Source organism: Falsiroseomonas oleicola (assembly GCF_019029495.1).
Lineage (GTDB): Bacteria > Pseudomonadota > Alphaproteobacteria > Acetobacterales > Acetobacteraceae > Falsiroseomonas > Falsiroseomonas oleicola.
In genome coordinates, this window is sequence record NZ_JAERQM010000027.1 from 1 (window position 1) to 518 (window position 518).

General features: G+C 62.5%; 1 protein-coding gene. It reads right to left on the bottom strand.

The features are described 5' to 3' along the window. Nucleotides 1-202: 202 nt before the first annotated feature. Nucleotides 203-518: transcription factor S (locus JJQ90_RS26740; protein ID WP_216879303.1), on the bottom strand; the 316-nt coding region annotated here is incomplete at its 5' end.

Genomic DNA, 518 nt, shown 5'->3' on the forward strand with positions numbered 1-518 from the left:
TGTACCGCGGGTACGTCGAGATGTACGGCGGTACGCCGAAGTGTGCCGGCTCGTCGACGTAGCCGTCGACGATGGTGACGGAGAGGTCGTTCGGGTCCGCCGGGCGCGACCCTCCCGACACGGACGGATCGGTCATGTTGACCCATCTAATCGGCCGGGACGGGAAAAGCGTGCGGATGCCGGCCCGGGCGTGATCGGCGGCTTAGCTGTATCCTCTCCAGCGGTGGCCACACTGTTTGCATTTGAAAAATCGTGTTGGCGGTTCGTCGGCCGCTCCGGTCTGTTTGATCGTGTACCACGCCTCACCGTGTTCACATTTCTCACAGACGACGTCGTCCGCAGTCGGCTTCCCCTCGAAGTTCGCGCCCTCCTCGGTTTCGATCACCTCATCTCCGGTCTGCTCCTCAGTCGACTCGAAGCGTGCAGCAAGCTCCTCGTCCCGTGCCGTCGTCGCGCCGCAGTCGTCGTTTTGACACACCATCTCTCCGTCGCGTGAGACCATCATCGAACCGCAGTCA